Raw genomic sequence first — 20,309 nt, forward strand, 5'->3', positions numbered from 1 at the left:
TTTTAGGACGCATTACACCAATAGAGAAATGGAACCAGGACAAGCATCTAATTTTAATGAAAAAATTAACCGCATAAATAATAATCGAAATTTAGAATAATACTCTTGTTTTATAGGGGTCAAAACAATTATTATTGGTTAATCCATGTTAAGTGAAACAAAAAACACAATCAAGAATCTAAATTGAATGGACAATATAGCCTTGCTTGTGTTTTGTTTTAAATGGGACTAAAAGCTAATAAGAATACATTTTTGCTTTTATATTTTTTGAGTCATAAGAAACCATAACTATAAATGGATAACCTTTTGCAGCAGCGTGCTGTTTTAATCTTTTTATAGCTTTATCTTTAAAATCTTGATTTGTTTCCCCTTTAGTTTTGCCTAAGAAACTGCTTGTAAATCCAATTTCTTTAAGGCCTTCTGTTTGGTTTGGTTCTAACAATATAACCTTGTTGTAATCCTCTTTGCTGCTAAGGGTAATTTTATTTGAAATCATTTTCACGTCAGAATTTGATTTTTCTATCAATTGAGCAACTGCAAATTGACTTACGCTTTTTTCTTCCTGATTTTCTTTGCTGTTGTAAAAAACTTGATCATTGGCCACTTTGATAAAATTAACATCAATTTTTTGACCGTCATGTTTTATGAGTTCATGAGTTTGAGCTTGGATAATCATACTCAAAAATAGGGTTGCTAGGATAAATATGTTTTTCATTTATTTAGTAGTAGATTTAATTATTTTATAAAAATCAAATTGCTGTTCTTACTTGTCATATTTTTTCAACGTGTTAATTCTTTCTTTCTGTATTTCTTTAAGTAATTATATATGCGATTTTTCAATAATTGAAAGCGTTTACAAAAAGTTAAACATATACTTCAGTTTTTTTATTTATCGTTCGTTAAAAATATTAAAAAGAAGATGAAAATATTTTAAAATTTTCTTAAAAAAAATAGTTTTTTTAGATTAAAGTCATTAGGCGTTTAAATAGCTCGTTGTTTTTTTATTGCAAAAATAATTAACCCCTCTGTGAAATGGGGTTGTATTCTTTTTAAAGTCATTTTTGCACATATTACTGATTTTGATTGCATATTTTGTTGTTGTGCTATATAAAAATAGGGGGTCTTGTGTTTTTATAGATTATTTAAAAAATAAAATATTCTATTTAAAATGTCAATTAACTATTTAAACAGTTAGATATTTCGATATTCATAATTCTTTCATTTTCAGTCTATAAATATTTAAAATTATGATTTGAGTTTGATAAAAGTTAATAAATTCGTCCATGTAAAAGAGATAATTATCGTGAAATAAACGATGAAGATCCTCGCATAAAGGCCATTATTTTAATTGATTATGATGCCTAATAATGATGAGTTACATTCTAATATTAACTAAAACCAACCAAACATGAAAAAACAAATTGCTACAATTGCCTTATTAGTTACCATGAGTAATGCCTTTGCTCAAGAATCAACAGCTGTACCTGCAACAACTTTTGCAGGATCTGCAGATGCATATTATAAATATGACTTTTCGGGTATTGATAATAGTCTTACTAGTTTTACAAATTCTCACAACTCTTTTGAACTGGGTATGGCCTCTATCGAAGCAAGTCATAAAAGGGGAAAAGCTTCTGTTTTTGTAGATTTAGGTTTTGGGAATAGAGCTTCACAGTTTACATACAATGATGAGGCAACTACATTTATGATCAAACAGTTGAATTTCAGCTACGAATTCACAGATAAATTTAAAGTAATTATTGGTAGTTTTGGAACCCATATTGGATATGAGTTGTTAGATGCTGTTGATAATAAGAACTATAGTATGTCGTATGCCTTTACCTACGGTCCTTTTTTCAATACCGGAATAAAAGCGCAATACACCTCGGGGAAAATAAGTTTTATGGCGGGTGTTACAAATCCAACTGATTTTAAGACTGCTTTGGAGGCAGATTCTTCTCAAAAAACCTTTATTGGACAGTTTGGTTATTTAGGAGATACAGGAAGTTTGTATGTGAATGCTACTTCGGGAAGCAGTAACCCGTCTTCGGTTGAAAATAAAACACAATTTGATGTTGTGGCTACTAAAAAATTAAGTGACACTTTTTCTTTAGGTTTTAATGGTACTTATGCGCTTACAAATCATGATATTGATTCTAATCTAGATGGAAAATGGTTTTCTCTTTTGGGGTATGCTACGGTAGCACTCAAAGATAATTTGAGTTTAGCTTATAGAATTGAATATCTTGGTGCGAAAGATGCAACAGCTGCTCTAGGTTCTCTTGCTGGAACTAGTGTATTGGGTAATACGTTATCATTAAATTTTAAATCAGGAAATTTGACAGTGATACCAGAATTTCGTTTAGATAAAGCATCGGAAGATATTTTTACAAATAGCAGTGCTGCGCCAAAAGGAATAACGGCATACGCATTACTAGCAACAACATATTCTTTTTTTTTTTTTTTTTTTAAACTGCCAATTTCTTATCGATATTGGCAGTTTTTTTATGGAATACTCTAATCAAAAGAAAATTATTGCTTTTTGTAAATAGAGTATATGGTATTTCTGGTTACCTCATCTAATATGCTGTTTACTTGATTTTGCATAAAATGCAATTTAAATGCGGTAATAGCTGCAGCTAAATTTTTAGTATCATATCCTATAATTCGCAATCCTAGTTCAGGGTTAAAATCAGCTGGTGCGGTAACTAAAAATTCATCAGGCCATATTCCAAAGCCGTTTTCTGCTAAAATTTTCCAAGGAAAAAAAATGCTTGGGTCTTTTTTTCGAGTAGGAGCAATATCTGCATGCCCAATGATGTTTTGAGCAGGGATATTATGATCTTTTTTTAATTTAGTCAATAAAGCTAGTAAACTATTGATTTGCGGTTCTGTAAAAATTTCAGATCCATTATTGTCTAGTTCAATACCTATAGAGCTTGAATTTATGTCGGTATTTTTACCCCATAATCCATTACCAGCATGCCATGCTCTTAAATAATCATTAAGCATTTGTACTACTTTCCCATCTTCGCCTACAACATAATGAGCACTAACTTTTGTTGCTGTTTTTGTAAATGTTTTAATAGTTTGTTGAATAGAATCTTGAGCAGTATGATGAATAATAATAAAGTTAGGTTTTCTTAAGTTGAAATTCACAGTGCCTATCCATTCTGTACTTAGTCCATTTTGTAAAGGTGTAGGTCCCATTTTAAAAAGGGTATCTTTGTAATTGTGCAACTGTTTTTTATAAAGCGTATCGATATTAAGGGTTACGTGAGCAATAGCAGGTAGGGTTTGCGGATCTTTATTTTCGATCGTGCCTTCAAGTGTTTTTAGCTTAGAATCGTAAATTTTTTCACTTTTTTTATACGGGTTAGGACCGCATGAAACGGCTAGTACGGCTGTAAAAAAGTAGTAAAAAAATTTTTTCATAATTTGGCGCAATTTTTTTTATTTTTAAATTATTCTTTAGACTTTTTTTTGTCTTTTTTCTTAGGATTCTTGGCCTCTTCATTCAAGAGTATGAATTTTTCTTTCTGCTCTTTATTAAGCAACTCCATGATTTTTTTATCTGTAGTTTCAGAGAGAGCTTTAATGTTGTTTACTTTGTCTTCATTGCTGACTTCAGCTTTGATAAGTATCCCTTGAGATTTAATACTATTTGTTAAGATATTTGATATAGCAATTACTTGTAACTCGTCAAGTGTCATTTCAGGCTTTAAACGTTCCATGATCTTTGCTACGGTAACTTCTACTGGAATTTCTTTAGGTTTTTCTTGACCTCTGTCTTGATCCATACTAGTATTCATTCTACGGTTATTGCCATATCCATTGTTACCATAACCATAGTTGTTAAATTGAGCCTGTGTTAAGGTAGGCAAGAGTATAAGATACATTACAAACAATATTGAAAATTTCATAATAGTGTATTTATTAAAAATCTTTTAAACAGGTTCTCCGTATAAATCAAATTCTGTTGCGTCAACAATCTTTATCATGACAAATTCACCCGTTTTTACATAATGTTTAGAGGCATCTATTAATACTTCATTATCAACATCAGGACTATCAAATTCTGTGCGTCCTACAAAGTGTGCGCCTTCTTTTCTGTCAATAATACATCGGTACGTTTGTCCAATTTTTTCTTGATTTAAATCCCAAGAAATTTGCGACTGTAATTCCATTATTTCATTGGCACGATTTTGTTTTACGGTATCAGGAACGTCATCTTCCAATAAATAGGCATGTGTATTTTCCTCATGTGAATAGGCAAAGCATCCCATTCTGTCAAACTTCATTTCTTGAACAAACTCTTTCAAAATATTAAAATCTTCTTGAGTTTCTCCAGGGTATCCTACAATCAAAGTAGTACGAATTGCTATTCCTGGAACGGCTTCTCTAAAATCTTTTAATAATTTTGTGGTTTTTTGTTGTGTAGTTCCACGACGCATCGATTTTAAAACTGAATCTGCAATGTGTTGCAACGGAATATCAATGTAATTACAAATTTTTGGTTCGCGTTTCATAATTTCAAGAACATCCATTGGGAAACCCGTTGGGAATGCATAATGCAAACGGATCCATTCTATGCCCTCTACTTTTACTAGGGCCTCAAGTAATTCTCCTAGTGCTCTTTTTTTGTATAAGTCTAAACCATAATAGGTAAGGTCTTGCGCTATTAATATCAGCTCCTTTACGCCATCTTTGGCTAAACCTTCCGCTTCTTTTACTAATTTTTCTATAGTTTGTGAGACATTTTTTCCTCGCATAAGTGGTATGGCGCAAAAACTACAAGGTCTATCACAGCCTTCAGAAATTTTTAAATAAGCGTAGTTTTTTGGAGTTGTTGTCAATCGTTCTCCTAATAATTCATGCTTATAATCAGCGCCAAGAGCCTTTAACAGTTGAGGTAGTTCAGTTGTTCCAAAAAACTGATCCACATTAGGGATTTCCTTTTCTAAATCAGGTCTGTAACGTTCAGATAAACATCCGGTGACAAACACTTTGTCTACCAGTCCTCTTTCTTTTTTATCCGCATATTCCAAGATCATATTTACAGATTCTGCCTTGGCATTATCAATAAATCCACAGGTATTTATAACGATAATATTTCCTTCCTCTGCCTCGGGCGCCTCATGAGTAACCTCTTTTCCATTTGCGCGAAGCTGACCCATAAGGACTTCACTATCATATACATTTTTTGAACACCCAAGGGTGATGACATTTATTTTATTCTTTTTTAAAGACTTCGTTCTCATAGTAGTAGCATCCCGATAATTTGGGAATTTTGCAAAATTACAATTTTTTATTCAAACTGAACTTTTTTCAACCCCTTTTCAAATTATTAGGAGCTATTTACTGCTGTACGTTGCAAACAAAGTTCACTGAACTCCTATGAAAATGAGTGTTAGATGAATTGATCTCCTTGAAATAGGGAGTATTTCTCCCGACGCTTCGGGACTATCAGGGCAAAAAAAATCCGTCTTGTTTGTATAACGAGACGGATTTATATATTTAATTATTTGATTTACAGTTCAAATAATAATGTTAAGGACACATTGTTATTGGTATTGGCTATTCTGGCTCCATCAGTAAACCCTTGGTTAAAGAAACCTTGTTGAGTATTACGAGTGGCATTGGCGTAAGACAAATCTAGTTTTGTAGATCCAAAATTATATCCTAAACCTGCTGAATATCCCGTTAAATCCCCCATTACAGCAGTATTTTTGTAAGGACTTTGTTCGAGCCTATAACCGGCTCTTAGACTTAAAGCTTTGATTTTGTATTCACCACCCACACGAATTTCGCCTGTTTTTGTTAAGGTTGAGCGCATTTCTTTATTTAAATTATTGAAATAGGTATCGTTCTCTGGTTTGAATTTAGTGTTGCTGTAATCTTTAAGGGCATAATCAATGCTGATTAAGCCTTTTTTTCCAAAAACATAAGCAAAACTTCCTGTCAGTTTACTAGGGGTTTGTAGTTTATATGGGGCGTATAAGTTAGTAGTTTGTGGATCAACAACTTCGGAAGGTAGTTCACCGCTAGTGTTTCCGCGTACTGCTACTAAACTTTGGGACAATTCATCTGTCAATTTATACCAAGTAGAAGATTCATACGCTAAACCTAAACGGGCTTCATTTGTTAGTTTTGCTATGGCACCTATTTGAAAGGAGAAACCTGTTCCATAGGTATATAAATCATTTTTAAATTCTAGCCTTGAAACCGTGTCATCGCTAGTAAGTGGGGTGTCATTTTCTTCGTAAAAATTAGACGTTTTTGTGTAATCGGTAAAATGTGAATTTAAATTGATACCAATGTAGAGTTTATCTTTATAAGATGTAGCGGCGTTAAATGACAATTTCCCATTATAACCCGCACTGATTACTTCATTTTCTTGGTAGTAATTACCGCCTTCAGGAATGTTTGATAGGTATGGGCTATTGTTGTTATTTGCATCAGCAGGGTTGATTACAAATGCTTGATAAGCTAAAAATGCTTGTTGTGCATCAAAGCCATTTAATCTTGGAAACTGCTTGTTAGGTAAATTGCGTCCAAGAAAGGAGTACAAATCAGAGATAGACTCGCCTTGTACTCTATTCACAAATTGTTGAGGAACTGGGGCTCCATTATTTCCAAAATTAGCATAGCTCAAAAAGTAGCTGTCAATTGAGTTATTTGTGTTTGAACCTGCTGAAAATATATTATTGTCAAAATTATTGGTATTGTCATAATTGACTGCGACAGAAAATTTGTTCCAATTACTGGTCTTATTATTATCGTTAAATACAAAAACAGCACCGGCTTGATTCAAATCAAATGAATTATTTTTTTCGTCATTTTTGGTGCCAAAGTAGTTTGATTTGTTCTTAGTGTTAAAATTGCTTAAGGTAATCGTCATTTGATTATTTGAAAATACCGCTGAACCAGCAGGGTTGACGTTTAATGAAGATAGATCCCCGCCAAGAGCTCCAAACGCTCCACTCAATGCTCTAAACCGAGCTGTTCCGTTTAAATTGTCTTGAGAATATCGCAAGGCATCAGGGATTTCTTGCGACCTCATGATGCTTGCGGATAAGACAAATGCGAATAAGAATATATATTTTTTCATGTAATTAGAAAGTTTTAATTGACTGCTTTTATTTTTTAGACTAAAAATGCATTAGCCTCTGCCGCCTCTACCACCGCCACTAGATCTACCTCCAACTCCTGAGCTGCTTCCGCTAGAACCGCGGGAGCTACTAGAGCCACTATATGAACTTGGGCTGTAAGATCTTGACGTGTTATCATTTCTTGATGGGGTATATGATCTGCTAGGAGTGCTTTCTGTTCTTGTGCTAGTTGTATTGTTTCTGCGGCCGATATTATTATTATTATTATTATTATTATTATTATTATATGAATTTGTTGTTTGTCCTTGATTTCTAGAGAAATCAGGAGCATTTCTGCTTACACGGCTAGATGATCCTCTGCCAGAATTCGTATCATTACTATTGTCGTAGGTGGTAGTGGAGGTTCCTCTTCTGTTACTGTAATTATTGTTTCCGCTTCTATTGTAGCTTGACGCTCCTCTATTTGTGTTTGAGGTATAGGTAGAGCTAGATCCTCTTCTGCCTGAATTGTAACTGTAGTTTCTTGGGCTGTAATTTTGTGTATATCCCCAATTGTTTCCATGCCAATTGTTCCAACCAAAACCAATGTTACCACCCCAGCCGTAGCCAGTATTCCATCCCCAACCAGGATAGCCACCCCAGCCAAAACCGCTGTTCCATCCCCAATTATTCCAACCCCAGTTATTCCAGCCCCAACCTGAGTAGCTATTCCATCCTAGGCCAGTGTTCCAGCCCCAATTATTTCGCCCCCAGCTGTTATCGTAAATATTTATGCTTACACTTTGTGGATTGCTTCCCCAGCCGGCATAATTGGTGTAGGTTTGTATAGAGTCATTGTCATTGTTATAATTGTCAATATCTGTAAGGATTTCAACGGGTTCATTGCTGCTTTGTAACGAATTGAAATAACCAGCATAGGGACTTGTGGTCGTTTCAGTGGATTGCGTGCTTCTTGGTGTTCGGTTTGCAGTTCCGCCATAAATACCATCAGAATCGTAATAAGAGCTGTTTTGATAAGTGCCACATGAACTAAAAAGAATGCTTATAAATCCAAATAAGTAAAGCATAATGGGTTTCTTGATGGGTAAGGTATAAGTTTTCATATATATGGAGTTTTTATTGTTGCACATTACAAAAATAGTTAGTTTTGCGGAACTATTTATTTAAAATTATTAATGCAATATTTGTGCCAAACTATTCAGTATGAGTAAGAACATAACTACAAGAGCGGAAGATTATTCAAAATGGTATAACGAATTGGTTGTCAAGGCCGATCTAGCCGAAAATTCAGGAGTGAGAGGTTGTATGGTGATCAAGCCATACGGTTATGCAATTTGGGAAAAAATGCAAGCGGAGTTGGATAAAATGTTTAAAGAAACGGGGCATCAAAATGCGTACTTCCCGCTTTTTGTTCCCAAAAGTATGTTTGAAGCTGAAGAGAAAAATGCTGAAGGTTTTGCAAAAGAGTGTGCAATTGTAACACATTATAGATTAAAAAACGATCCAGATAAGCCTGGAAAATTAATGGTAGATCCAAATGCAAAACTAGAAGAGGAGCTTATTGTGCGTCCTACTAGTGAAGCTATTATTTGGTCTACCTATAAAGGATGGGTGCAATCATATAGAGACTTGCCATTATTGATTAATCAGTGGGCTAATGTGGTGCGGTGGGAAATGAGAACACGTTTGTTTTTGCGTACGGCTGAGTTTTTGTGGCAGGAAGGTCATACTGCTCATGCTACAAGAGCTGAGGCGGTTGAAGAATCTGAAAAAATGATGAACGTGTATGCTGATTTTGCAGAACGATTCATGGCAATACCGGTTATAAAGGGCTTGAAAACAGAGACGGAGCGTTTTGCTGGTGCCGAAGAGACATATTGTATAGAAGCCCTAATGCAAGATGGTAAAGCTTTACAAGCAGGGACATCTCACTTTTTAGGTCAAAACTTTGCAAAAGCTTTTGATGTAAAATTTGCAAATGCAGAGGGTAAGCAAGAATACGTTTGGGGAACTTCTTGGGGAGTATCAACACGATTAATGGGTGCGCTTGTAATGACACATTCTGATGATCAAGGTTTGGTTTTACCTCCTAGCTTAGCGCCAATACAAGTAGTTATTGTACCTATATATAAATCAGATGAACAGTTAGCAGCAATATCTGCAGAGGTGAATGTACTAATTACAAGATTGCGTAAATTGAATGTTTCTGTAAAATTTGATGATAGAACAACTCAAAAACCAGGATTTAAATTTGCTGAATGGGAATTAAAAGGAGTTCCTGTTCGAATTGCTGTAGGACCTAAAGATCTAGAAAATGGGACTTTTGAAGTAGCGAGAAGAGATACCTTGACAAAAGAAGTTGTTTCCAAAGAAGGAATTGAAAACTACATTACGTCACTATTAGAACAAATTCAAAATGATTTGTTTGCAAAAGCACTAGAATATAGAGATACGCACGTTACCGAAGTGAATAGTTTTGAGGAGTTTAAAGAAGTTCTAGAAAATAAAGGAGGTTTTGTATCTGCGCACTGGGATGGTACAGCTGTAACTGAGGAAAAAATTAAAGACCTGACAAAAGCTACTATTAGATGTGTACCTTTGAATAGAGTAGAAGAGGCTGGAAATTGTGTATTTACTGGTGCGGCATCGGTAGGACGTGTACTGTTTGCAAAGGCCTATTAAAAAAAGTAAAAAAAAAATGTACAAGCTATTGCTCGTTTCGAAAATAGTTGTATTTTTGCATCCGCATTAGAGAAGCAAGGCCCGTTCGTCTATCGGTTAGGACGCATGGTTTTCATCCATGTAAGAGCGGTTCGATTCCGCTACGGGCTACTACTTTTTTTGCGTTTCCTAAAGTATTAAGGGAAAAATGGCCCGTTCGTCTATCGGTTAGGACGCATGGTTTTCATCCATGTAAGAGCGGTTCGATTCCGCTACGGGCTACAATTCAATTTACATATTGAAAAAAACTTAGGAGAATATGGTCCGTTCGTCTAGGGGTTAGGACGCCAAGCTTTCGTCTTGGTAACAGGGGTTCGATTCCCTTACGGACTACAAACAAATTAGTAAAAGATAAAAAAGCAATATAATGGCAAATCATAAATCAGCTCTAAAAAGAATTAGAAGTAACGAAAAGAAAAGAGTGTTAAACAGATACCAACACAAAACTACTCGTAATGCTATCAAAGCGTTAAGATTAGCTACTGATAAATCTGAAGCATCTGCAAAATTATCTAATGTTATCTCAATGATTGATAAATTGGCTAAAAAGAACATCATACACAACAACAAAGCTTCAAACTTAAAGTCAAAATTGACTAAACTTGTTTCTAAATTGTAGTACAAAAAATATTTCAATAAAAAGAGTCCTCGATTTTTTCGAGGACTCTTTTTTTTATGTTAATATTTGTTTTAAATGCTCTAGCATTGATTTGTTTATTGGTTTAGGTAAAAAGGCTATTACCATTGGGTAGTTTTGAGCTTTTTTTAAATCAGTTGGGTCAATAGAAGAGGATAAGACCACAATTTTTGTAGTGTGAAAATCTGTGTATTTAGGAGTAGTAAATGCTTCTAAAAACTCCCAACCTCCCATTACAGGCATATTTAGATCTAAAAATATTAAATCTGGTTTTGTTGAAGGATTGTTTAATAGTGTGTTGAAATAATGCAGTGCTTCCTCTCCATTAGTAGATTTGATAATTTCAGTGCAAAATGAAAATCGCTCTAATACTTTTTTGTAAAGCAAGAGAGTTATTGGGTCGTCGTCTACGCATAAAACTTGATTCAGCATTACATTAGTTTTTAAATGTTATTGTTAATGTAGTTCCTTTGTCAATTTCGCTGTCAATTTCTACGGTGCCTCCCATGATTTCTACTTGTGATTTTACTAAATACAATCCAAGGCCTTTGCTATCGGGTTTTAAATGGAACCGCTGATAAAGGCCGAAAATTTTATCTTTATTGCGGATTAAATCGATTCCAATTCCATTATCATGAATTAGAATTACTGTAGTGTTTTTTACTTTTTGAGTGGTGATTGTTATTTGTAGTTTTCTTTTTTCGGATTTATATTTTAAAGCATTGGACACTAAATTTAAAAAAATACTTTCTAAGTAGGGTTTGTGGGTGTGAAGTGTTTTGGTATTAAAGTGTAATTGAATCAAAGGATTTTGATCGGTTATCATTGTGTCTAATTGTTGGAAAATATGGAGAAATAGCTCCTCAAGATCTACATTTTCCTTGGTTATAGCAGGTTTGTCTTTTATTGCTATAACTCGTGCTAAGTCGTTTACAGTGTTGTTTAAGAGTTGAGTAGATTGGTTGAATCCGTTTAATATTTCTTGTAACTCAGGATCGTGAATTGTAGTTTCTTCTAAAAGTTGTAAAAGACCGGTTAAGTTTGATAATGGTGCTCTTAAATTATGAGATGTGATATATGAGAACTGTTTTAAATCGTTGTTGTTTTGAGTTAACTCTCTAATGAGTTGTTCTTTTTCTTTTTCTTGTTTTTTTTCTTCTGTAATATCTCTTAAAATTGAAACCCAATGGGATAGTTCTTTTTCAGAATTGAAAATAGGAGCCATTGATAAGCGTACGCAGTATTCTTTTTTTACTTTGGATAATAATATGGTTTCGATTTGGTATTCTTTTTTGAATTTTATGGCTTTTAATAGTTTTTTTAAATTGCTGTTGTCAGAGTTTGGTCTTTTGAATAAATTGGGTGATTTCCCTATTATTTCATCAGGGGTATATCCGGACATTGCTGTAAAGGCAGGGTTAGCGTAAATTATATTTGGTATTTTTGATTGTTTAGATTTAGGTTCGGTGATGATTATCGAATCTTTAGATTGAATGATAACGGTTTCAAGTAATTTCAATCTGTTTTCTTCTTCTTTTTGTTTTGTAATATCTTGAATGGCGCCAATCATTCTTATTGCTTTACCATTTTTATCTTTTAGTAAAAAAGCCCTGTCCAAAACGTATTTATAGGTATTGTCGGCACATTTAAAACGATATTGATCCTGCCATTTTTCTGTTTTCTGTTCAATAAAGGAGTACAGTCGTACTGACATTTTAATGCTGTCTTCGGGATGGATTTTTTCAAACCACCAATTTGAGTTAACTATTATATTATCTTGTGAATAACCAAAAACACTTTCAATTCCTTTATTCCAGGAAAACTGATCTTCCTCTAATTTCCAGTCCCATATGGTATCACTAGTTGCCTTTGCAACAATATCATATTTATCATTGGATTCTCTAATTGCTTCGTTTATTTTTTTTTGTGTGTTGAAATTTCGGGTACTAATTTCATCGTTTTTTGATAAAATAATTTTTAGAAACAAGCTTGTTATAATTACAAAAATAATGTCTTTTGTATAACCGTATGTAGATATACTTTGTTCATTAACAAAATGTTGTGCCATTGTGTGATAGGTCACAACAATAATTAGTGTTGCAAGTGAGTAAAAGAGTATTACTTTATTTGTATTGCTTTTCATCACTCAAATATAATTAAATAAAACTTTTTAGAAGATAATGGTACTGAAACTTATTTTTTAAGTTGCTAATCCATTAAGGATATGTAAACTATTGTTTAAATATTTTTTATATCAAAATAAAGTGTACCTTTGCAACCATTAAAAATCACAGATGGAATCTATTAGAAACATTGCAATTATTGCCCACGTCGATCACGGTAAAACTACATTGGTAGACAAAATTATGTATCACTGTCAATTATTTCGTGACAACGAAAATACTGGTGATTTAATTCTTGATAATAACGACTTAGAGCGTGAAAGAGGTATTACTATTACTTCTAAAAACGTATCAGTTCAATATAAAGGAACTAAAATCAATATTATTGATACTCCTGGTCACGCCGATTTTGGTGGTGAAGTTGAACGTGTATTGAACATGGCCGATGGTGTATGTTTGCTAGTTGATGCTTTTGAAGGTCCAATGCCTCAAACGCGTTTTGTATTACAAAAAGCGATTGACTTAGGTCTTAAACCTTGTGTAGTTATCAATAAAGTTGATAAAGAAAACTGTACTCCTGAGGAAGTGCATGAAAAAGTTTTTGACTTAATGTTTGAATTAGGTGCTCAAGAATGGCAGTTGGATTTCCCAACAGTGTATGGTTCAGCTAAAAACAACTGGATGTCTGACCACTGGGAAAACGTAACTGATAATGTGGAAGCATTATTAGATATGGTTGTTGCAAATGTACCTGCTCCTAAAGTTTCTGAAGGAACGCCACAAATGTTAATTACATCGTTAGATTTCTCAGCTTTTACAGGTCGTATCGCTATTGGTCGGCTTGAAAGAGGTGTTTTAAAAGAAGGTATGCCAATCTCATTAGTAAAAAGAGATGGTACTATTTCTAAATCTCGTATCAAAGAATTGCATACTTTTGAAGGACTTGGTCGTAAAAAAGTAGAAGAAGTTATCGCTGGAGATATTTGCGCCATTATTGGTGTTGAAGGTTTTGAAATTGGTGATACTATCGCTGATCATGAAAACCCAGAAGGTTTAAAAACAATCGATATTGATGAGCCTACAATGAGTATGTTGTTTACAATTAATGACTCTCCTTTCTTCGGTAAAGAGGGTAAATTTGTAACTTCTCGTCATATTAGAGATCGTTTGACTAAGGAATTAGAGAAAAACTTAGCTATGAAGTTAGGTGAAACTGATTCTGCTGATAAATTCATGGTTTTTGGTCGTGGAGTACTTCACTTATCTGTTCTTATTGAAACAATGAGAAGAGAAGGGTACGAATTACAAATTGGTCAACCACAAGTTATTATCAAAGAAATTGATGGTAAAAAATGTGAGCCAATTGAGGAATTAACTATTGATTTACCAGAAAATCTTTCAGGTAGAGCGGTTGAGTTCGTAACTATGCGTAAAGGTGAAATGCTAAGTATGGAAACGAAAGGGGAGCGTATGATTGTAAAATTCAATATTCCATCTCGTGGAATCATTGGTTTGCGTAATCAATTGCTAACTGCAACTGCTGGTGAGGCTATTATGTCACACCGTTTTATTGGTTATGAACCGTACAAAGGAGAAATTGCTGGACGTAACAAAGGTTCATTAATCTCTATGGAAAAAGGAAAAGCAATTCCTTACTCTATCGATAAATTACAGGATCGTGGTAAGTTTTTCGTAGAACCAAATGCTGAAATTTACGAAGGTCAAGTAATTGGTGAAAATTCTCGTGGAGACGATATGTGTGTAAACGTAACCAAAGAGAAAAAGCAATCTAACGTACGTTCATCTGGAAATGATGATAAAGCTAGAATCATCCCTCCAATTATTTTCTCATTAGAGGAAGCTTTAGAATACATTCAAAAAGATGAGTATGTTGAGGTTACACCAAAATCTATTCGTTTAAGAAAAATATATTTAACAGAAACAGATAGAAAAAGATTTAAAATCTAATTTATTTGAATTTTATTTAAAACCATCAGCGTAAGTTGATGGTTTTTTTTTTGAACCTAATTCCTGCTGTACACTATATCTTTTATACCACCCCAAAAAAGGGGTGTTATAAAAGGATGCCGTTCCCATCAGGGGTAAAAGAAAATCTACTTTTATGAAGATAAGTGCTGATAAGGAACTTAAATGGTCTTTAAAAATTTTACTCTTTTTTATTTTGCCACTCGGTTTGTTTTGAGCTTTTATGGAGTATGCTTTCATTTTCTTGGAATCCCATTGCAAATCCTAGCATTATTGCAGTAAGTATTACAATTATTTTCTTTTTGATTCCAGTAATTATTCTTTTACAAGTAGTTAGGCTATTTGTATTTTTAAGTTTATGCATTTTTATTTCGTTTAATTAAACACCTTTTTATTTTTTTAAATCACAAAATAGTTTTAAAAATAAATTTTAAACTAAGTTTGGAATTATAGGGTGTAATTAATGGAATCAAATAATGCTTTTAAATATAGTTTTTGATATAGAACAGGTTGTAATGTTTGAAACAATGCACGCTGTATTTTAAATTTTGTAAAACATAAAACATCAGCTGGATTAATATATTTGGGATTAATATCCAGGCTAATTTTAAAGCCTGATTTTACATCATGAATGGTGTCAAAAAGAAATTTTGTTCCTTTTAGATTTTCTGCTTCAGTACTTTTTTTGAGATTAAAGTCTTGATAATAGGAAGTAGAGCTGATTTCAGAATTAGGGAAACACTCACTCGTCATTGATCCTAAAATCAATAGTAGCATTGCGAGATATTTGATATAATTCTTCATATTTATTTTTAATAACACCTTTTAAAGTAATAGACCTTCTTTATATAAGTAGTTCTATTACTTTAAATAGTGAATAACTTGTAGTTTAAAGCGTTTTAAGTATTATCTTTTCAACGCAAAATGACCTTTCATTTCTCGTCCGTCATCGAGTCTTATGGTATACCAGTAGTCATCTGCTGGCATGGGTTGACCTGTAAACGTTCCGTCCCATCCTTGGCTTGATGCCGTTATTTGTTTAATTAATTTGCCAAATCGATTGAATATATAAATAATAGCATTCTTGTTAAAGGCATTGTTAACGCCTGCTACATTCCAATAATCGTTAATTCTGTCCCCATTTGGAGTAAAAAACTTAGGAGCTCCGGTTACTGCAATTGTTTTGCTTACGGTGCCGCACCCATTTTTATCATTAATGTATACGTCATGAATTCCTGATGGAACATTATCAAATAAGTTAGAATCTTGGAAAGGTCCAATTGGTAAGTCTAAACTGTATTCGTAGTCTCCATTTCCATTTGCATCTACCGTTACCGTATTATTTTCAGTTAAATCTACTATAGCTATTTTTGCTATTGTAGCAATATCTGAAGCGGTTACTTTTATAGTTCTTGTTCTTTCACATCCTAATAATGTTGCCACTTGTACACTATATTCTCCTTCTGTATTTACATCAAGAGTTGGACCAGTTTCATTAGTAATGATATTGGAATCTTTGTACCAAGTGTATGTAAAATTAGCTGCGTTATTTCCATTGGGTAAACCAGCATTTAGTTGTACAAAGAATGTTGGTAAATTAGAACAAACTAGTTTGTTATCTGCTCCATTAATGTTTAATTGAATTGGAGGCAATGCATTAACAATGAATGGAACTGTCATGCTCGCTTTACAAGCAGAGTTATTTGTATTTTCAACTTCTATTGTTATATTTTGAGAAAGCGTTACAAATGGATTAGGAAGAGGGCTTGGTAGCTGATTTCCGTTTTGATCAAAATAACTTACTTTCATTCCTTGTTGTCCACCTAATATTGTATCTTGAAAGGTACTAGTATCAAATGAATATTGTCCGTCTTGTAAAAGAGGATCGGTTTCCTCATCACATACTGTAGTCAAATTTGTAGGTATTGGGAACGTTTCAGGTAAGTCATCAACAATGAATGCAATGGTAACTTCTTCACTACAAGCCAGTGTTGTATTGTTAGTAACTACAGCTCTTATAGATTGAGATGAAGTCGTAAATATCGATGGAAAGGGACTTGGTAGTGGGTTATTGTTTTTGTCAAAATAACTAACTGTAACATTAGCCTGACCTTGCAATAAATCAGATTCAAGGGTGGAAGTGTTAAAGCTAAATATGCCATCTTGGTTATCATCACATTGTCTTGCTATAGTTACTGGATTTGCTACAGGTAGTTTTTCAACAGTTAATGATACATAAGGCCCTAAACCATAACAAGAGTTATCTACATCGCTATCCACTCGAACCCAAATATCTTGTGAATTAGGATAACCTATATTGCGATAAGCAGCAATATTAGTGATTACATTTAGTTCTGATCGTGCATCAGCTTGATTTCTATAAAAAGCAATGTTATAAGTAAATCCGGGCGTTATTGGTAAGAGGTTTTGAAAATGTGTTTTCGCTGCAGTTAAGTCAAAACTAGCGATACCGTCACGCTTGTTATTGTTCGCATTATTTGCGCCATTACTGTCTAAAAAATCATCGCAGACAGTTGGCACTACAAATTTGTTAACTGCAGTAATATTTGTCGCAGAAACTTTTAATCTAATGGTTGCTACACTGTAGCAGCCATTATTGTTTACAACTCTGGTATAAACATTCATGGTCACCGGTGTTGTATTAGTAAATGCCGTAGGGTTTGCAATAAGGGTTGTATTATCAGCTGATGCAGCTCCATTGAAAGTAGTATAATATGTGAAATTTTCATTTGCTGCATTAGTAGATATTTCGTTGTTTTTTACGGTTAAATTAAAAGCCGTTATAGCATTTAGATCATCATCACACTGAATAATGGTTACATTATTTACAGCTGGTAAGCTCAATATGGTTAATGTACTTTCTGCAGAAAGCAAACCACAGGAATTTCCAGTTTTATTTAATTTTACACGGTATTTGTATCCATTCATTGTGTTTTTTACACTGGTAATGGTCAAAGTTTTGGTTGTGACTCCAGAGTATGTTGCGGCATTGGTTAGTGTAGTCCAAGTTGTCCCATTAGTACTCAATTCCCATTGAAAACTGTCTGCATTAGAAACCACTTCAAAAGTAGCACTCTGCAATAAGCATTGTGATTTGTTGATGGGTTGTGTTGTTATAACAATTCGTGCTCCAAGGATATAATTAGCATTTGGAGTAGTGTATGCTGTGCCTGATGTAACAATTCCCTTATTATTTACTGTCACAGGGCTGTTTCCTAATAATCCATCTGAGTCACCATCTAGGAAGCCAGCCTCGATTACGTCTTTGCAACCATCATCATCGCTGTCTAATTCAAAATAGTTGAAGTTGCCATCCGCATCCGTATCGGCAATAGTGTATTTCAATTTTCCGCTATCTGGGGCGGTTTCTAAACTGTCTAATAAACCATTTAAACCTACATTTCCTTCTGCTTTTCCATCTTTATTGGCATCGGTAGCATTGTGTCCAGCTTCAACAAGGTCAAAAATACCATCATTATCAGTGTCTAAATCGAGTACGTCTTTTACTAGATAAGCGGATCCATTTACATCTGAATCAGAATTGACAGCAACTAATCCTGGTTCAAATGCATCATCTAAGCCATCTTTATTACTATCTACTGCTGAAAATGATTTGAATCCTTTTCCTTGTGCTTCAATCAAATCTGGTATTCCGTCATTGTCACTGTCGATATCCATGGCATCTGGAACGGTGTCCAAATCCGAATCTTGGTCTATAGTTTGATCTATATAAAAAGGAGCTCGGTTGGCTACTGTTTCTGAAAGGTTGTAATGCTTAAAGGTTAAACTATCAACTTTGTAGCCTTTAATGGTGAAACGTGTAGTACCTTGTGCAACCGCTGTTGAGCTTTTAAATCGAAAACGAATTTCAAAAGAGGTGAATTCTTTTACACCACTTTCGTAGATACCATCAAAATTAGTATCAATTAGAAGATCTCCGAATGGATCTTTAACAGTTAAAGTTTGATTCGTAGGCGCACTTAACACAAAATCGCTATCACCATTAGCAAAATCACTTGTGGGAGTTGTTTGAACGTTGCCATCAGTTATATAACGAAAATCAATAGTTTCTGGTTTTATAAAGTTGATTTTATAAATGGTAGGATTGTTTTTACCTGCTGGAACATCCGAAACAAAACCATAAACCGTGTAGTCTGTTATGGTTCCAGATCCAGTGACTGTTGCGTTAAAGTTACTGGCCGAAAGAGTAGTACTATGATTGAAAAAATTAAAGCTACTTTCAACCGTGTTGAGTAGTCCATCATTGTCCCAGTCAACATCTATGTTGTTGTTTGTATTATCATTATCGTCGTCTTTGGCACAATCACTAACGGGAATTTTATCCGAAAAGACATCGCTCAAACAGCCAGAAATACTGCCTTTAACTTGATAATAACCAGGTGTAGTAGGTGTGTAGGTATTGGTAGTAGCTAACGGAATAGCTAAATCATCTTTATACCATTGAAACGTATCATAGGCAGACAAACTACTAATTTTTAGTACGACATTGGGTATACAAGAGGAGGTACCTACAGCAATTTTATCCGATACAATTTCTGGTTTTATATCAAAACCAGAATAGTAACCGCCATACGTTGCTGCTCCGTTAGTAGCAAAATAGGACACGTACACTTGTTTGGTCGATTTTACGGCTATGTTTCCATTTTGTCCAGAAACAGTGTATCGTACAAATTTTGGATTTCCAGTGATAGTTTGAGGACTGCTCCCAATGGGACTATTATTAATTATCGAGTTACTTACTTAATGACTACGATTTGCTTCCAACCCTGATGCGGATGTGAGACTAATCGTTTGAATATATTATCAAAAATAGAATCTTTGTAAATTGACCTGTTCAGTCGATAAAAATATTCATCTAAATATTTTTGGAGATGTTCCTTTTTGACGTGTGATTGAATCGTTCTTATTGCAGTTTTTACCTGATGAATAATAGTGTGCATTTCTTTGAAGTTTTTCCCAGGAACGCTTTTTTCTTGGACGATGTTATAGCTCTTTGCTATTATTTTGTAAGCTGTCCATTGGTCTGTTTTAATATTCGCATCTTTACTTATATGCTCGTCAAATAATGGTTTTATTGACTTTGCAGAATAATCATCAATAACATTTGCATAACCTCTTTTTATCTTTCCTTCATCTGTCAGCTCAACAGCACAAGCAACTTTTGCCTTTTTGCTATCGTAACTTCTACCTTGTTTTCCTGTTTCTTTTCCGCCAACTACAAATTCATCAACTTGTACATTTCCTGTCATTGGATACTGTTTTGAGGACTTCATCGCAAGTCTTACTTTTTGCATAAACAACCAAGAAGTCTTTTGAGTTATTCCATAGCGTTTTGCCGCTTGAGTTGAGGATATTGATTTGGTTGTACAAGTCATTTCAAAGGCAATACAAAATGCTTTTTGAATTCCAAATTTAACTCTATGAAAAAGAGTTCCTGCCGTTGCACTCTCTTTATATCTACATTTGGTACACTCTCTTTTATTGTGTTTTTCAAAATAAACATACTTCGTATTCTCGCAACGTTTACATCTATAGCCGTCTTTCCACTTCTCATTGGCTATAAATTCACGGCAACTTTGGTCGTCTGGGAATGTCTTTATGAACTCTAAAATATTCTCCCCCTGAAATATACTTTCCATATCCTTGTATTTACTATAAATATAAGTGTTTTTTAAGTAAGTAACTCTA

General features: G+C 33.9%; 16 protein-coding genes and 3 tRNA genes. 7 read left to right on the forward strand and 12 right to left on the reverse strand.

Translation table 11 applies throughout. The features are described 5' to 3' along the window. Window positions 1-235 precede the first annotated feature (235 nt). The gene (locus tag FJV36_RS13545) at window positions 236-715 is read right to left on the reverse strand and encodes a hypothetical protein (protein ID WP_158729417.1); all 480 of its coding nucleotides are present in this window, start codon (window positions 713-715) and stop codon (window positions 236-238) included. Between the two features lie 693 nt (window positions 716-1,408). On the opposite strand from FJV36_RS13545, the gene FJV36_RS13550 reads away from it, so the two are divergent. Then, a complete protein-coding gene (locus FJV36_RS13550) occupies window positions 1,409-2,521 on the forward strand; it encodes an outer membrane beta-barrel protein (RefSeq protein WP_158981209.1) in 1,113 nt (370 codons plus the stop codon). An 11-nt stretch (window positions 2,522-2,532) separates the two neighbouring features. Here the strand turns inward: FJV36_RS13550 and FJV36_RS13555 are convergent, their stop codons facing one another. From FJV36_RS13555 to FJV36_RS13575, 5 genes are all read right to left on the reverse strand, one after another. Continuing rightward, window positions 2,533-3,435: an N-acetylmuramoyl-L-alanine amidase gene (locus FJV36_RS13555; RefSeq protein ID WP_158729419.1), complete on the reverse strand. Its 903-nt coding sequence runs from the start codon at window positions 3,433-3,435 to the stop codon at window positions 2,533-2,535. A gap of 29 nt (window positions 3,436-3,464) precedes the next feature. Continuing rightward, window positions 3,465-3,923, reverse strand: a complete 459-nt coding sequence (locus FJV36_RS13560; RefSeq protein ID WP_158729420.1) for a hypothetical protein — start codon at window positions 3,921-3,923, stop codon at window positions 3,465-3,467. A gap of 24 nt (window positions 3,924-3,947) precedes the next feature. Continuing rightward, entirely contained in the window at window positions 3,948-5,261 is a 1,314-nt protein-coding gene (gene rimO / locus FJV36_RS13565) for a 30S ribosomal protein S12 methylthiotransferase RimO (RefSeq protein ID WP_158729421.1), read from the reverse strand. 269 nt (window positions 5,262-5,530) lie between these two features. Next, window positions 5,531-7,111: an OmpP1/FadL family transporter gene (locus FJV36_RS13570; RefSeq protein WP_158729422.1), complete on the reverse strand. Its 1,581-nt coding sequence runs from the start codon at window positions 7,109-7,111 to the stop codon at window positions 5,531-5,533. 51 nt (window positions 7,112-7,162) lie between these two features. Then, window positions 7,163-8,215: a hypothetical protein gene (locus tag FJV36_RS13575; protein WP_158729423.1), complete on the reverse strand. Its 1,053-nt coding sequence runs from the start codon at window positions 8,213-8,215 to the stop codon at window positions 7,163-7,165. Window positions 8,216-8,315: 100 nt separating this feature from the next. On the opposite strand from FJV36_RS13575, the gene proS reads away from it, so the two are divergent. The 5 genes from proS to rpsT all read left to right on the forward strand — a co-directional run bounded on the left by proS (window position 8,316) and on the right by rpsT (window position 10,452). Continuing rightward, complete coding sequence (gene proS, locus FJV36_RS13580) at window positions 8,316-9,794, forward strand: proline--tRNA ligase (RefSeq protein WP_158729424.1); 1,479 nt, start codon at window positions 8,316-8,318, stop codon at window positions 9,792-9,794. Between the two features lie 78 nt (window positions 9,795-9,872). Further along, window positions 9,873-9,944 (forward strand) — tRNA-Glu (locus FJV36_RS13585). Between the two features lie 39 nt (window positions 9,945-9,983). Next, window positions 9,984-10,055 (forward strand) — tRNA-Glu (locus tag FJV36_RS13590). A 39-nt stretch (window positions 10,056-10,094) separates the two neighbouring features. Beyond that, window positions 10,095-10,166: transfer RNA gene (locus tag FJV36_RS13595), tRNA-Glu, on the forward strand. A 34-nt stretch (window positions 10,167-10,200) separates the two neighbouring features. Next, entirely contained in the window at window positions 10,201-10,452 is a 252-nt protein-coding gene (gene rpsT, locus FJV36_RS13600; RefSeq protein WP_158729425.1) for a 30S ribosomal protein S20, read from the forward strand. Window positions 10,453-10,506: 54 nt separating this feature from the next. Here the strand turns inward: rpsT and FJV36_RS13605 are convergent, their stop codons facing one another. Both FJV36_RS13605 and FJV36_RS13610 read right to left on the reverse strand, forming a co-directional pair. Then, window positions 10,507-10,902: a response regulator gene (locus tag FJV36_RS13605; RefSeq protein WP_158729426.1), complete on the reverse strand. Its 396-nt coding sequence runs from the start codon at window positions 10,900-10,902 to the stop codon at window positions 10,507-10,509. Window positions 10,903-10,906: 4 nt separating this feature from the next. Next, window positions 10,907-12,613: a PAS domain S-box protein gene (locus FJV36_RS13610; RefSeq protein WP_158729427.1), complete on the reverse strand. Its 1,707-nt coding sequence runs from the start codon at window positions 12,611-12,613 to the stop codon at window positions 10,907-10,909. Between the two features lie 151 nt (window positions 12,614-12,764). On the opposite strand from FJV36_RS13610, the gene typA reads away from it, so the two are divergent. Next, window positions 12,765-14,561, forward strand: coding sequence for a translational GTPase TypA (gene typA / locus FJV36_RS13615; RefSeq protein ID WP_158729428.1), 1,797 nt, complete (start codon window positions 12,765-12,767; stop codon window positions 14,559-14,561). Window positions 14,562-14,760: 199 nt separating this feature from the next. Here the strand turns inward: typA and FJV36_RS13620 are convergent, their stop codons facing one another. The 4 genes from FJV36_RS13620 to FJV36_RS13635 form a co-directional block, all read right to left on the reverse strand. Further along, window positions 14,761-14,943 (reverse strand): hypothetical protein, encoded by a 183-nt coding sequence (locus FJV36_RS13620; RefSeq protein WP_158981211.1) that lies wholly within the window; start codon window positions 14,941-14,943, stop codon window positions 14,761-14,763. 83 nt (window positions 14,944-15,026) lie between these two features. Continuing rightward, window positions 15,027-15,383 carry a hypothetical protein gene (locus FJV36_RS13625; protein ID WP_158729430.1) on the reverse strand — a complete coding sequence of 119 codons (357 nt, stop codon included), beginning with the start codon at window positions 15,381-15,383 and terminating at the stop codon, window positions 15,027-15,029. A 102-nt stretch (window positions 15,384-15,485) separates the two neighbouring features. Beyond that, a complete protein-coding gene (locus FJV36_RS13630; protein WP_158981213.1) occupies window positions 15,486-19,226 on the reverse strand; it encodes a T9SS type B sorting domain-containing protein in 3,741 nt (1,246 codons plus the stop codon). A gap of 131 nt (window positions 19,227-19,357) precedes the next feature. Then, entirely contained in the window at window positions 19,358-20,260 is a 903-nt protein-coding gene (locus FJV36_RS13635) for an IS1595 family transposase (RefSeq protein ID WP_158728025.1), read from the reverse strand. Window positions 20,261-20,309 lie beyond the last annotated feature (49 nt).

The organism is Flavobacterium sp. I-STPP5a, from assembly GCF_009764685.1.
GTDB lineage: Bacteria > Bacteroidota > Bacteroidia > Flavobacteriales > Flavobacteriaceae > Flavobacterium.